This is a genomic window from Gordonia sp. SL306 (genome assembly GCF_026625785.1).
In the GTDB taxonomy this organism is placed as follows: domain Bacteria; phylum Actinomycetota; class Actinomycetes; order Mycobacteriales; family Mycobacteriaceae; genus Gordonia.
Genome location: NZ_CP113063.1, coordinates 2043162 through 2056115, shown reverse-complemented (window position 1 = coordinate 2056115; position 12954 = coordinate 2043162). Strand labels below are relative to the sequence as shown.

The 12954-nt window shown below is 66.9% G+C and carries 14 protein-coding genes and 1 pseudogene; 8 read left to right on the top strand and 7 right to left on the bottom strand.

The features are described from left to right. Positions 1 to 23: 23 nt before the first annotated feature. Together OVA31_RS09430 and OVA31_RS09425 are read right to left on the bottom strand one after the other, a co-directional pair. Entirely contained in the window at positions 24 to 1352 is a 1329-nt protein-coding gene (locus OVA31_RS09430; RefSeq protein ID WP_267630804.1) for a class I SAM-dependent methyltransferase, read from the bottom strand. Beyond that, positions 1349 to 2731, bottom strand: coding sequence for an FAD-binding oxidoreductase (locus OVA31_RS09425; RefSeq protein ID WP_267631467.1), 1383 nt, complete (start codon positions 2729 to 2731; stop codon positions 1349 to 1351). Before OVA31_RS09425 ends, OVA31_RS09430 begins: the two co-directional genes overlap by 4 nt. A 79-nt stretch (positions 2732 to 2810) precedes the next feature. Between OVA31_RS09425 and OVA31_RS09420 the strand changes: the two genes are divergently transcribed. Genes OVA31_RS09420 through OVA31_RS09390 form a run of 7 tightly spaced genes read left to right on the top strand, consistent with a single transcriptional unit; the run spans position 2811 to position 6943 of the window. Continuing rightward, the gene (locus OVA31_RS09420) at positions 2811 to 3248 is read left to right on the top strand and encodes an SRPBCC family protein (protein ID WP_267630803.1); all 438 of its coding nucleotides are present in this window, start codon (positions 2811 to 2813) and stop codon (positions 3246 to 3248) included. 32 nt (positions 3249 to 3280) lie between these two features. After that, positions 3281 to 4189 (top strand): pseudouridine synthase, encoded by a 909-nt coding sequence (locus tag OVA31_RS09415; protein ID WP_420714203.1) that lies wholly within the window; start codon positions 3281 to 3283, stop codon positions 4187 to 4189. A gap of 24 nt (positions 4190 to 4213) precedes the next feature. Further along, a complete protein-coding gene (locus OVA31_RS09410) occupies positions 4214 to 4543 on the top strand; it encodes a hypothetical protein (protein WP_267630801.1) in 330 nt (109 codons plus the stop codon). Further along, a complete protein-coding gene (locus OVA31_RS09405) occupies positions 4521 to 4940 on the top strand; it encodes a YbaB/EbfC family nucleoid-associated protein (RefSeq protein ID WP_267630800.1) in 420 nt (139 codons plus the stop codon). Before OVA31_RS09410 ends, OVA31_RS09405 begins: the two co-directional genes overlap by 23 nt. Before the next feature lie 6 nt (positions 4941 to 4946). After that, complete coding sequence (gene recR, locus OVA31_RS09400; protein WP_164310358.1) at positions 4947 to 5558, top strand: recombination mediator RecR; 612 nt, start codon at positions 4947 to 4949, stop codon at positions 5556 to 5558. 52 nt (positions 5559 to 5610) lie between these two features. After that, on the top strand, positions 5611 to 6189 hold the full coding sequence (locus tag OVA31_RS09395) for a uridine kinase family protein (RefSeq protein ID WP_267630799.1): 579 nt from the start codon (positions 5611 to 5613) through the stop codon (positions 6187 to 6189). 43 nt (positions 6190 to 6232) lie between these two features. Then, positions 6233 to 6943: a uracil-DNA glycosylase gene (locus OVA31_RS09390; protein ID WP_267631466.1), complete on the top strand. Its 711-nt coding sequence runs from the start codon at positions 6233 to 6235 to the stop codon at positions 6941 to 6943. Positions 6944 to 6966: 23 nt separating this feature from the next. On the opposite strand, the gene OVA31_RS09385 is transcribed toward OVA31_RS09390, so the two are convergent. After that, positions 6967 to 7689 (bottom strand): type 1 glutamine amidotransferase, encoded by a 723-nt coding sequence (locus OVA31_RS09385; protein ID WP_267630798.1) that lies wholly within the window; start codon positions 7687 to 7689, stop codon positions 6967 to 6969. Next, complete coding sequence (locus OVA31_RS09380) at positions 7686 to 8972, bottom strand: Mur ligase family protein (protein WP_267630797.1); 1287 nt, start codon at positions 8970 to 8972, stop codon at positions 7686 to 7688. The genes OVA31_RS09385 and OVA31_RS09380 overlap by 4 nt, the downstream gene beginning before the upstream one ends. Positions 8973 to 9055: 83 nt before the next feature. On the opposite strand from OVA31_RS09380, the pseudogene OVA31_RS09375 reads away from it, so the two are divergent. Continuing rightward, positions 9056 to 9958, top strand: a pseudogene (locus OVA31_RS09375) (alpha/beta hydrolase); the annotation flags it as partial. On the opposite strand, the gene OVA31_RS09370 reads toward OVA31_RS09375, so the two are convergent. The 3 genes from OVA31_RS09370 to OVA31_RS09360 form a co-directional block, all read right to left on the bottom strand. Then, positions 9860 to 11008: an EamA family transporter gene (locus OVA31_RS09370; RefSeq protein WP_420714165.1), complete on the bottom strand. Its 1149-nt coding sequence runs from the start codon at positions 11006 to 11008 to the stop codon at positions 9860 to 9862. The pseudogene OVA31_RS09375 and the gene OVA31_RS09370 overlap by 99 nt on opposite strands. 207 nt (positions 11009 to 11215) lie before the next feature. Further along, the gene (locus OVA31_RS09365; RefSeq protein ID WP_267630794.1) at positions 11216 to 12235 is read right to left on the bottom strand and encodes an LLM class flavin-dependent oxidoreductase; all 1020 of its coding nucleotides are present in this window, start codon (positions 12233 to 12235) and stop codon (positions 11216 to 11218) included. A gap of 67 nt (positions 12236 to 12302) precedes the next feature. Beyond that, positions 12303 to 12938: a cysteine hydrolase family protein gene (locus OVA31_RS09360; protein ID WP_267630793.1), complete on the bottom strand. Its 636-nt coding sequence runs from the start codon at positions 12936 to 12938 to the stop codon at positions 12303 to 12305. Positions 12939 to 12954 lie beyond the last annotated feature (16 nt).

The window sequence follows — 12954 nt, the reverse complement described above, 5'->3', positions numbered from 1 at the left end:
CCGGGCGGGAGCCGGTCAGGGGCTCAGGCGTTCCACCAGGGGCGCAACGGCAGGTCGTTCCCACCCTTGTCGTCCAGCTTGGTCGCGAGCACGTGATGGAGCTGGATGATGTCGCGTTCGAAGCCGATCCGGCAGCCCGCCATGTAGAGGCCCCAGAGGCGGGCGGTTCCCTCACCGACCTCGTCGACGGCTTCGTCCCAGTGCTCGAGCAGGTTTCTGTTCCAGTCGCGCAGCGTCATCGCGTAGTGGTCGCGGAAGTTCTCCTCGTGCACGACCTCCATGCCGCCGATGTCCTGCAGCTTGGAGATGATCTTGCCGGACCCGGTGAGCTCGCCGTCGGGGAACACGTAACGGTCGATGAACGAGCCCGCCCGCCCGTTCTTGAGGTTGTCCGGTCGGGTGATGCAGTGGTTCAACAGCATTCCGCCGACCCGTAGCCGGTCCCGGATGAACTTGAAATACGCGGGGTAGTTGGCGACTCCGATGTGCTCGGTCAGGCCGATGGACGAGACAGCGTCGAAGCCGGTCTCGGTGACGTCGCGGTAGTCGCTGTGCCGGACCTCGGCCAGGTCCGACAGCCCTTCGTCGATGATGGCCTGCTGCGCCCACTGAGCCTGCTCGGCGGAGAGGGTCGCCCCGATGACCTTCACTCCCCGGTGTGCGGCGTAGCGGACCATTCCGCCCCAGCCGCAGCCGATGTCGAGGAGACGGTCGCCGGGCTTGAGTCGCAGCTTGTTGAAGATGAGCCGATACTTGTTCTCCTGAGCTGCCTCGAGCGACGCCTCGAGTTCGGGGTACACCGCACACGTGTAGGTCATCGACGGCCCGAGCACCCACTCGTAGAAGGTGTTCGAGACATCGTAATGATGGTGGATCACCTCGGCGTCGCGAGCCTTGCTGTGTCGCAGGCCTTCGGCGAAGCGACGCCAGCGCGGCAGAGCCTCCTGTGGCGGTGGTGCGATCGGCTTGAAGTGCTCGATGCCCAGTGAGCGGGCGATGTTCGCGAGGACGAGCGGGGAGGGCCGACTGAAGTGCAGATCGGCCGCCAGGGCACGCAGTGCCCCGTAGGGGTCGCCCGGGTGCGCTCCGACGAGTTCGAGATCGCCGGCGATGTAGGCGCGGGCCAGTCCGAGGTCGCCGGGGGCGGTGACGAGGTAGGTGGTGCCGCGGGAGGACTTGAGGTTGAGCCCGAATTCCGCGTTTTCGGGACCGGCCGCACTGCCGTCGTAGGCGGTGATGCGTATCGTGAGGTCGCCACCCATCAACGATTCGAAGATCTGCGCCAGGGTCATCCTGCCCGTCGACGCCGCGTCACCACCGGCGTGTAGGGGGCTGTCCTTGAATGTCGTCATTGTCGTTTCACCGCTTTCGCATACAGATCCAGCAGACGGCCTCGTGGGTCGTACCGCTTCTTGAGCAGCCGATAATTCTCGCCCCCGTAGAGTTCGTCGAACTCGTCGGGGGAGTAGAAGGATTCCGAATAGAGGGACTTGTGGCCGTCGAGGTCGGCCACCTTCCGTTCGATGAGCTTATTGGTGTGCCCGGGATCGCCCGGGGTGACGGGCACTGCCGACCAGAAGCCGATGTTCACATACGTCCGCCGTGGTTCGAGCGGATACAGCGGCCAGGGCCGGACCGGATCCGAACCGCTGACGGCGGGCTCCCGGAGTCGCAACGGGCACAACCAGATCGGTTCGATCGGAATATTGTCGAGGAACCACTCCACGTATGCCGTGGTGTTCTCGATCGGCACCTCGATGTCCTGGACCACCCGCTCGTTCGGCGGCTCGCCCTTGCGGGCACTGAGCTTGTCGCCGATGTTGTACCGGTGGTCGAGGGCGATGAGTTTCCAATAGAAGCTGCTGCGCAGTAGCTTCTTGGGCCAGAATCGGCGGACCCGCGGATTCTGGGCACCGAAGGCGCGTGAGCACCAGAACCAGTCGGTGTCCCATCGCCACAGGTAGTCGTGGATGGTGAGGCGGTCTGAATTCCGCTCCTGGATGGACCGGTAGAAGATGTCCATCCCGGTGTAGTCACTGACGGGTCCGGGCTCGTCGGTCTGACGTCCCAGGGTCAGATACGACTCGTCGGCGGTGAACACCACGCCGTCGAGGTAGTCCACCCGTTCGCCGCGATACGAACCGTCTGCGATGATCGCGGCCATCGCCGACTGAAGGTCCTCGATCCGGTCGAACCGGACGTGACGCAGCGCCACATACGGCTGCACGGACTCCAGCTCGATCTTCAGCCGGACCGAATAGCCCAGCGTGCCATAGGAATTGGGGAATCCGAAGAAGAGATCGGCATGCTCGTTGGTGGGGGTGGCGGTGATGATCTCACCGTCGCCGGTCAGGACGTCGATCTCGAGCACCGACTCGTGTGGCAGACCGTTGCGAAACGACGTGCTCTCGATCCCGAGTCCGGTGACCGCACCCCCGAGGGTGATGGTCTTCAACTGCGGGACCACCTTGGGCGCCAGCCCGTAGGGCAAGGTCGCCGCGACCAGGTTCTCGTAGGTACACATGCCGGCGACGTCGGCCGTCTTCGCATCCCGATCCACCGAGATCACCCGGTCGAGGCCAGAGACGTCGAGGCCGGGATGCGGGTTCTCGGCGCGCTTGCGGAACAGGTTCGATGTCTTCTTCGCCAACCGGACGGTCGCACCGGGCGGGATGTCGCGGTAGCTCTTCAGGAGGGTTGCGACACCCTGGTCGAATCCCTGCGCCCCCATCTCCAACCGGTCAGAGTTCACTTGGATAGCCTAGGTCGTGAGTTTGCCCCCCGCCAATCAGTTCTAAGGAGTGCCCGCCGTGGGTCAGGTTTCCGCAACGCAGTCGATCGACATCGCCGCCACCCCGGATGCCGTGGTCGCCGCACTCGCCGACTACAACGAGGTGCGCCCGGCGATCCTGCCCTCGCAGTACCGCGACTATGCCGTGATCAGCGGCGGAAACGGTGAGGGAACGGTGGTGCACTGGATCCTGCAGGCCACCGAGAAACGTCAGCGTGACGTCAAGGCCACCGTCTCGGTGGTGCCCGACACCGTCACCGAGAACGACGAGAACTCGTCGATGGTGACCACCTACACAGTCGCGAAGTCCGGTTCGGGCAGTTCGGTGACCACCACGACCACCTGGACCGGTGCCGGCGGGATCGGCGGGTTCTTCGAGAAGACCTTCGCGCCCAAGGGGCTCAACCGCATCCAGGCGGAGCTGCTGGGCAATCTCAAGAAGCGTCTGGAGAACTGACCCGCCGACGACGTCGAGGGCCCGTCGCGCCGCTGCCGCCGCGCGACGGGGTCGATGCCACGCGTGTGGTGCTGCGGGCCGGTCCGGAGCGAACCGTCGGCGAGTGTCTGCTCGCGACACCTTCGTTGACCGGCGTCACCCTCGACGATCTGGCGGCCCGGGCGGCGCTCGGCGAGATCGTCGATGCCGACGGTCGGCCGATCGGTCTCGACGTGCCCGCTCGTCTCAACACGTCGGTCTACCTCTACCGGGACGTGCCCGAGGAGCCGGACATCCCGTTCGACCTGCCGATCCTGTACGCCGACGACAACATCGTCGTCGTCGACAAGCCGCATTTCCTCGCCACCATGCCGCGTGGGCGCCACGTCACCCAGACCGCGCTCGTGAGGTTGCGCAGGGAGCTCGGGACCGATCTGGTGTCCCCCGCGCACCGTCTCGACCGGCTGACCGCGGGCGTACTCCTGTTCACGCTCCGGCCCGAGGTGCGGGCGGCCTACCAGGCATTGTTCGCCGAACGGCTGGCCATCAAGGAGTATCGGGCGCTGGCGCCCGTCCGCGCCGATCTGGAGATCACGACCACCGTCGCCAACCGGATCGAGAAGACCGCGGGTGACCTGCGAGCACGCGTCATCGCAGGTGAGGTCAACGCGATCAGCGACATCACCTTGGTCGAGCAGGTCGGCGCAGGTGGGGTGTACGACCTACGACCGTTCACCGGGCGCACACATCAGCTCCGGCTGCACATGGCACAGCTCGGTGTCGGGATCGTCGGGGATCCGCTCTATCCGGACGTCCGTCCGGAGCTCGCTGCGCGACCCGATCACGGCGACTTCTCCGAGCCGTTGCGGTTGGTCGCGCAGACGTTGCGTTTCGTCGACCCGCTGAGCGGGGAGAAACGGCACTTCGTCTCCCGGCGGACGGTCACCGACCCGATCGGCTGACGGCGTTGTGGCTACCCTGAGCCCATGGCCATTCAGGCGACATACGAGCGGCACACCGATCTGGGGTGCGAGGCCATCGTCTTCATCGACGACGAGTCCATGGCATGTTTTCAGATCCAGCGTGACCTGGTGGGCGGGCCGAGGTCTGACGAATACTGCGTGACCACGGGCGCCAGCGCCCCGATCTACGGTGCGATCACCGAGTGGCGGAGGATCGACGACCGGTTCGAATTCGCTCTGACCAGGCGAGCAGGCAGACTGTTCGGTGACGATGTGATCTCGTTCGTCGTCACCCCCGGTCACGGCGTCACCGTCGAGGAGCTCGCCGAGCATGTCGATCGGCTCCTGCGCTGACCCGGCGATTACTCTGGAGCCCGTGACTCAACCATTCGACCCCAGCGCACTCTTCGGCGGCGGCGACAACGCCGGCGGCGACAACCCGATGGCCGGGCTGCTCGCGCAAGCGCAGCAGATGCAGGAGCAGCTGCTGGCCGCGCAGAACGAGATCGCGGCCGCCGAGGTCACCGGATCGGCAGGAAACGGCCTGGTGACGGTGACGGGTAATGGCACCGGTGAGGTCACCGGGGTGGCCATCGATCCCAAGGTCGTCGATCCCGAGGACGTGGACACCCTCCAGGACCTCGTCCTCGGTGCGCTCGCCGACCTCGCGTCCAAGCGCGAGGCGCTGACGCAGGAGAAGATGGGACCACTCGCCGGCGGGCTCGGCGGCGGTCTGCCCGGTCTCGGCTAGGCCGTCATGTACGAGGGACCCATTCAGGACCTGATCGACGAGCTGGCCAAACAACCAGGACTCGGCCCGAAGGGTGCCCAGCGAATCGCCTTCCACCTGTTGGGCGTGGAGAACAACGAGATCGATCGGCTGATCGCGGCGCTCGGCCGGGTGCGTGACGACGTCACGTTCTGCGCCGAGTGCGGAAACGTCTCGGCGAACCGACTGTGCCGGATCTGTTCGGATGCACGTCGCGACGCCACGAAGATCTGCGTCGTCGAGGAACCCAAGGATGTGCACGCCATCGAGCGCACCAAGGAGTTCAACGGCAGGTACCACGTCCTGGGCGGGGCACTGGACCCGTTGTCGGGGATCGGACCCGATCAGCTGCGGATCCGTGAACTCCTGCGTCGGCTGGCCAATCAGGAGGACGGTGTCGACGTCAGCGAGGTGATCGTGGCGACGGACCCCAACACTGAGGGTGAGGCCACGGCGACCTACCTCCTGCGCATGCTCAAGGACTTCCCGGGGTTGTCGGTCACCCGACTCGCCTCCGGGCTCCCGATGGGCGGCGACCTCGAGTTCGCCGATGAGCTGACCCTCGGTCGCGCGTTGTCGGGACGTCGGGCGTTGGCCTGACCGCGATCACACTCCGGCCAGGCCGCGAGGCCGACGACGCCCACGGCGAGTGATGGATATCCTCGACACCGTGGACATCTCCGGACCGTCGTCGCCCGCCGTCGAGGCGCACCTGGACGAGCTGGCAGGTGAGCTGATATCGGGAATCGTCGCGATCGACGGGCCGTCGGGGGCAGGCAAATCCACGGTCGCCGATGCCCTGGTGGCCCGACTCCGCGAGCGGGGCACCGGTGTCCAACTCATCCGCACCGACGACTTCGCCACCTGGGACAACCCGGTCGCCTGGTGGCCGGAGCTGGAAACCGATGTGCTGCATGCCTTCATCCGTCGGCACGACTACCACTACCGGCCCCGGGTCTGGCGCGGCGGGGTTCCCGAGGTGGGGCGTCGGGTGTGGCTGCGATGGGAACCGTTGCTGATCATCGAGGGCGTGTCGTCGGCGCGACGCAGGATCGCCGAGCGGCTCACCTACTCGCTCTGGCTCGACGGCGGTCCCGCCGAGGAGCGGCTGGAACGCGCGGTTGCCCGTGACGGTGAGGAATCACGGACCGAGCTGGAACGGTGGCAGCAGTTCGAGCGTGGCTGGTTCGCGGTCGATCGGACCCGCGATCGATGCCGCGTATTGGACTGAAGGCGTCTCGGGGGCGCTACCGTGAGGTGTGGGTTATCGCAGCATGGCGGCGCTCGACGACGAGCTCGTCGAATGTCGCGCGTGTCCACGGCTGGTCGAGTGGCGAGAGCAGGTGGCGCGCGAGAAGCGAGCGGCGTTCGTCGATCAGACCTACTGGGGCCGACCGGTTCCCGGCTTCGGTCCCGTCGACGCGCGGGTGATGATCCTCGGGTTGGCGCCTGCCGCGCATGGTGCCAATCGCACGGGTCGGATGTTCACCGGCGATCAGAGTGGCGATGTCCTGTTCCGTGCCCTGTACGACGTCGGCCTGGCGAACCAACCGACCGCGGTGTCCGCCGACGACGGCATGGAGTTGTTCGGGGTGCGGATGACCGCGCCGGTCCGGTGTGCCCCTCCCCAGAACAAACCGACGGTGACCGAACGGGATCGGTGCGCGCACTGGCTCGACGCCGAGGTCGACCTGCTGTTGCCCACTCTGCGCTCGGTGGTGGTGCTCGGGGCGTTCGGTTGGCAGTCCGCGTTGCGCGCCTTCGGCGAGCTCGGCTGGATCGTCGAGCGGCCGAAGCCGAAGTTCGCCCACGGCGCCCGCACGACCATCCATCGTGGTGATCGCGAACTGGAGATCTTTGGTAGTTACCATGTGAGCCAACACAATACGTTCACCGGACGTCTGACGCCGGAGATGCTCATCGACGTGCTGAGCGCAGCAGCCCGCCACGCCGGGCTGACAACGCGGACGCGACCGGGCCGCTGATCGCCGCCGGGTCGCCGAGTTGCTCAGCCGCGCCGACCGACGGCCAGCCGTTCCTTCCGCAGCCGCTCGACCTCCGGAAGGTTCAGCGGTGCAAGGGTATCGGAGCCTGTCGCGCGGGCCAGCAGGTAGTCGGCCAGCTCGGGATTGCGTGCCAACGCCGGACCGTGCATGTAGGTGCCCAGCACCGATCCCTGGATGACGCCTTCCGTGCCGTCGCCGACACCGTTGCCGACGCCGCTGCGGACGCGCGCCAGAGGCATCGCATCGCTTCCGAGAGTTGTTCCGCCCCGGTGATTCTCGAATCCGGTGAGCGGAGCCGTCAGTCCGTCGACGGCGGGGGCGGTGATCAGTTCGCCGATGCTGCGCTCGGCCTGTGGGGCAGTGGTGAGGTCGAAGAGGGAGATCCCGTCGACCCGCTCGCCTGCCGACGTCTCGTACCAGTGGCCGAGGACCTGGATCGCCGCGCAGATGGCCAGAACGGGACGACCTGCGGACGCAGCGCGTTGCAGGCCGGGATAGCGCGTCAGATGGCGGGTGGCCAGACGTTGCGCGTAATCCTCTGCGCCGCCGAGGGCGTAGACGTCGAGGGAATCGGGCACCTCGTCGTCGAGGGTGATCTGGATGATCTCGGCATCGATACCCCGCATGCGTGCGCGCTGCTTGAGTACCAGCGCGTTGCCGCCGTCGCCGTAGGTTCCCATCACATCGGGCAGGACGAGTCCGATCCGGAGGGTCGATTCGCTCACTGTTCCGCGCCCTTCTGCAGGTCGGAGCCCCGTGCGCGTTCGGCGCGATCGAGTGCGACGCCGAGGTCACGGAACGCCGTGTAGTTGGCCAGCACCTCGACGCGACCCGGCGGGCATGATGCGATGGCCTTCATCGGGTCGGGGATGGTGGTGTGCTCGGCCCCGGCGTACAGCAGTCGCACCGACAGATCGGCGGCACGTTCACCCGCCGCAACCACCTGCATCGTCTCGAACGCCTCGAACCGCACGTCCCACAGCCAGGACAGATCTTCGCCGTCGGGGACCTGCCCGTTGACCGCGATCACGAGTCCGTCGGCGTCCTGGTCGATCATCGACAGGGCCTCCTGCCATCCGGCCGGGTTCTTGGCCAGCAGGGTCCGGACGGAATGATTGCCGATCTGATGGATGCCGTAGCGGCCGGCGACCTCGCCGACGGTGCCGACCGCGGCCACCGCCTTCGCCGGATCGGCGCCCATCGCCACGGCCGCCGCGACTGCCTGGGCGGCGTTGCCACGGTTGGCCCGACCGGGCACCGACAGTGTCATCGGGGCCACGAAACCGTCTGGGCCATAGATGTTCTCGTCATCGAACCACCAGTGCGGTGATGGCCTCCGGAACTGGTCGTCGCCGCTGGAGTGCCAGTCGTCGCCGTTGCGGACGATGGGCTCGCCGGTGCGTGGGCAGCTCACTGAATCGCCGACCCAGCCGGCACCGGCCGCCACCCAGATGACCTTCGGTGCGTCAAACGCGGCGGAGGTGATCAGGACGTCGTCACAGTTCGCGACGACCGTCGTCGTCGGGTGCCGTGCGATGCCGTCGCGCAGGCGGCGTTCGATCATGTTGATCTCGCCGACCCGATCGAGCTGATCACGCGAGAGATTCAGCATCACAAGGACTTCGGGATCGACGGCATCGCTGACGTGCGGCACGTGGAGCTCGTCGACCTCGAGCGCGCAGATGGTCGCCGGGCGGTGCAGGGTCAGTGTCGCGATGATCCCCGCGTCCATGTTGGCGCCGTCGGCCTGGGTGGCGACCTCGCCGAGTTCGGACAGCGCCGCGGCAGTCATCCGCGTGGTGGTCGACTTCCCGTTGGTGCCGGTCACCAGCGCGGTACGTTTGCCCGCGGCGAGGCGTCCCATGATGTTCGGGTCAATCTTGGCGGCCACCAGGCCACCGATCATCGAGCCCTTGCCGCGGCCTGCGGTTCGTGACGCCCAGCGTGCCGCGGATGCGGCGGCCAGTGCGACGTTGGTGCGCATCGGTGTTCTCACGCGGTCGGGCATGGCATCGAGTCTGACACAAGCCGTGACGGGCAGTACGACGGTGCGCCGGGGGTACGCTCACGATCGTGAGTCAGGCCACAGCGATGTCGCTCCCGTTCCCCGCCCGTGTCCAGCGGGCATTGATGCGTGGAGCCGGTCATGCTCCGCCGGCGCTGTTGCGCTTCGCGGGTCGATGGGGCCGCGTCAACGCGGACGGGGACCGGCTGGCGCCGGAGATGGCGTTGACCGGCTGGGTGGCCGCGCATCTGCCGGCTTTCGCACTGGCCGGGAAGTCAGTCGAGCGGGCGCGTGCCGATGTGCGCGACAACGCGTCGACGATGGCCGAGAAGCTGCCGCCGATGGCGGTCGAGGAGGACCTCGTCATCGACGGGCCAGGCGGCCCGATCCCGGTGACGCGGTATCGGGCAAAGGTCGACTCGGTCGGCATCGTCGTCTTCTTCCACGGTGGTGGTTGGGTGGAGGGCGACCGGGTCAGCCACGACAACCTCGTCCGACGTCTGGCGTTGTCCACCGGGGCGGACGTCCTCTCGGTGGACTACCGGCTCGCACCCGAGCATCGATTTCCCGCTGCGGTGGACGATGCACTCGCGGCGTGGCGGTTCGCGGTCGCCAAGGCGCCGGCCTGGGGTGTGCCGAGCGATCACATCGCTGTCGCCGGGGACAGTGCCGGAGGCAACCTCGCCGCGGTGGTCTCCCAGCAGGTCCGCGACGACGCTGTCACGCCATGCCTGCAGATGCTGATCTACCCGGTCACCGATGCGTCCACGAAACGGCAGTCGCGCCATGAGTTCGCCACCGGGTTGTACCTCACCGATGAGCACATGGACTGGTTCCTCGACAACTACGTTCCCGACGTCGACCAGCGCACCGATCCGCGGGTCTCGCCGCTACTGGCCGACGACCTCTCCGGCCTCTCGCCCGCGTACGTGATCGTCGCGGGCTTCGACCCGCTGCGCGACGAGGGCATCGCCTACGCCGACCGACTGAAGGCGGCGGGCGTCCCGGTGACTCTCGACCGGGCAGGCAGTCTGATGCACGCGTTCGCGAACATGACGCTGATCAGTCCGGATGCCCGTGCCGCCGTCGACCGGATCGGTGCCGCTCTGGCGGAGTCGCTGAGCTGACGGTTCTGCCCCCGACGCCTTGGGGTTCGACATCGGCGATGCGAGGACGCCCGCGGCGCATCCGCCGATCACGGTCACCGCCCCCACGATCTCGACGACGGTTGGCGTCTCGCCCAGGAACAGCCAGGCCGCGGTGATCCCGACGACTGGCACCAGCAGCGACAGTGGGGCGACACGGCTCGCCGGATATCTCGACATGAGGTGCGTCCACAGTCCCGATCCCACGACCGTGCCGAGGACCACCGTGTAGGCGAGACCTGCGAGTGCGAGCAGCCCGCTGTGCGATCCGAGGGTGGTCATCGACTCGATCCCGGCGGTCGGGCCGTCGAAGGCGAGGCTCATCAGCAGGAACGGGATCGGTGGTACGACCGACATCCAGAGGGTCATGCGGAGCGCGTCATCCGGTCGGGACAGGCGTGAACCGATGTTGCCGAACGCCCAGCCGAGGCCGCCCAGAACGGTCAGGAGCATCGGGACGACCGCGGCGACACCGAGCGAGCTGTGGGCGGCGCGGTCGATCCCGATGACGATCATCCCCACCACTGCCACCGCGATGCCGATGACCTGCAGCGGACTCATCCGTTCCCGCAGGAACAGGACACCGAGAAGCACCGTGAAGGGTGCGGAAGTCTGCAGGACCAACGACGCCAGGCCGGTCGGCATCCCGATGTTCATCGCCAGGAACAAGAAGGAGAACTGCAGGATGCCGAAGCCGACGGCGTAGAGGAGGAACCATTTCATCCGGACCGTGGGGAATCGTACGAACAGCACGACCGGGACGGCCATCACCGCGAAGCGCAGCGCAGCGCAGAAGAACGGCGGGAAGTGGTCGAGGCTGAGGTGGATCGCGATGAAGTTCAATCCCCACAGCACGATCACGCCGAGCCCGAGGAGCCGATCGCGACTTGTCATGACGACCATCGTGCTGGCGTCCTTCATCCAGGACAATCGAAATAAATCGCATCAACGGTGTAGCTGAGCTACACAAACATCCGCCGACGGCAACCCGAATTCCGACGACAGCAACCGAGCCCGGTTGCTGTCGTCGGGAAACGTGTTGCTGTCGGCAGAATTCAGGTTGCTGTCGGCGGGAAAGGCGTTGCTGTCGGCGGGGAAGGGTCAGCGCCAGCCGAGTTCCGGCGCGACGTGCGTGAGGATTGCCTCGATCACGTGCGCGTTGTACTCGACGCCGAGCTGATTCGGGACGGTCAACAGCAGGGTGTCGGCGGCGGCGATGGCCTCGTCCTCACGGAGCTGCTCGATCAGCTTGTCCGGCTCGTCGGAATAGCTCCGTCCGAACCGGGCGACCGTGTTGTCGATGACGCCCACCTGGTCGTCTTCGGTACCGCCCCGACCGAAGTATTCGCGGTCACGGTCGTCGACGAGCGCGAAGATGCTGCGGCTCACCGACACTCGCGGTTCACGGGAGTGGCCCGCCTCAGCCCAGGCATCCCGGAAGCGCTGGATCTGTTCGGCCTGCAGCTTGTGGAACGGGACGCCGGTGTCCTCGGTCAGCAATGTGGAACTCATCAGGTTCATCCCCTGCTGCGCTGTCCATTCCGCGGTCGCGCGGGACCCGGCGCCCCACCAGATCCGGTCCCGGAGACCGGGGGACTGGGGTTCGATGGGCAGCGGGCCGGGCGGATTCGGGAACATCGGTCGCGGATTGGGTTGCGCGAAACCGCTGCCGTCGATGACCTTGAGGAAAACGTCGGCATGCTGTCGGGCCATCTCCGCGTCCGACGAATCCTCCTGTGGCACATAGCCGAAGTACTTGTACCCCTCGATGACCTGTTCCGGGGATCCCCGGCTGATGCCGAGTTGCAGCCGGCCGCCTGCGATGAGATCGGCGGCGCCCGCGTCCTCGGCCATGTACAGCGGGTTCTCGTAGCGCATGTCGATGACGCCGGTGCCGAGCTCGATGGTGCTGGTCTTGGCGCCCGCGGCGGCCAGTAACGGGAACGGCGACGCCAGCTGCCGGGCGAAATGATGCACCCGGAAGTAGGCGCCGTCCGCGCCGAGCTCTTCGGCGGCGACGGCCAGGTCGATGGACTGCAGCAGCGCATCGGAGCCGGAGCGGACCTGTGAGCCCGGCGAGTCCGACCAGTGGCCGAACGACAGGAAACCGATCTTCTTCATGGTGGGTAAATGGTACTCGGGTCCGGTTAATTCCCGTTCGGGTCTCGATTGCAGCGGAAGGGCGGCGTCACACGCGGGCGGTGCGGCCTCCGACGGCAGAGCTCACCAGATTGTTCTTGGTCAGAGCGCTGCCCGATTCGAGCGCCGTCCGCCAGTCTGCCGTGGTCGCGACAGCGGCGAAGTTCGACTGCAGCAGCACCATCAGAGTCCGGTGCAGATCTTCCGCCGACACCGTCCCGGCCTCGTTGGCGAGATGGATCGCGCCGGTCGCGTCGGAGAGGATCTCGCTGTTCAGCCCGAGCCCCTCGGCCTCGACGGCGGTCGCGATGTCGCAGTTGTTGGCCATGAACCCGACGATGGTGATGGTGTCGACGTCGTGTCCGGCGAGCCAGTCGGCGACGTCGGTGCCGGCGAAGACCGATCCGAACTGCTTGCGCACGTGCTTGGCCGAAGCCGGCGTCGCCTCGACGATCGAGGGGTGCAATTGCCAACCCGGTGTTCCTTCGGCGAACACCGGCGTCCCATCGGGATAGGTGTGTTGTACGACGACGACCGGGATGCCCGCCGACGTCGCGGCGTCGATGGCGGTCACGATGTTCGCCAGCGCGTCGTCCCGGGGTGGGTACTGGATCTGCAGCGGTCCGTCGAAGTACTCCTGCTGGACGTCGACGACGATCAGGGCGCGGCGCGGTGTGGCGGTCATGGTCACTCTCCTCGTG